This window comes from Vibrio sp. 2134-1 (genome assembly GCF_033339495.1).
Window position 1 is genome coordinate 1 of the sequence record NZ_JAWOUS010000718.1, and the last position, 582, is coordinate 582.

The 582-nt window shown below is 40.0% G+C and carries 1 pseudogene; it reads right to left on the reverse strand.

Annotated elements, in window-relative coordinates:
* Positions 1–582 (reverse strand): annotated as a pseudogene (locus R7R78_RS28150) (hypothetical protein); the annotation flags it as partial.

Genomic DNA, 582 nt, shown 5'->3' on the forward strand with positions numbered 1-582 from the left:
TGGTGTCCGCTTGGTCATAATAACGAGATTGCTCAAACTCAGCTTGGTTTTCAGTAATGTAGTGATGAACTTCCTCCTTCGTTACCAGAGCAACATCTTTCCCCAGTTGAGAAGCTACATAGTTTTGTAGCGCAGAAACACCTTGCTCTCCATTGATATCAAAACGAATCGCATCACCAAAAATGATGTCGTTTCCATCAAGGCTACTAATCTCATCCTTGCCTTGCATTAATGACACTTCTTTGCCAAGAATCACTTCTGCAAGTTGATTAACATCGATGTTAGTTCTTACAACACCATCAGAGTCAAAGTGTTTCAACGAATCTTCATCTAAGTCATGACCAAGACCGATCGATCGAACCTCACTAAGTTCTTCCAATGCCTGATATGCGTTATTTGCTTGATGAAGTACATACGTTTCATAATCGTAATAACTATGATTACTTGTCATCTTCCCTAACAACTCACCTGTCGAAAGCGAATAAACGAGTGAGTTACTATCTATCACCGTCTTATTGTCGTAAGTTACAACATCACCAGTTTTGTAATCCGCTGGCAACACATCAGCTAACGTTACCAGTT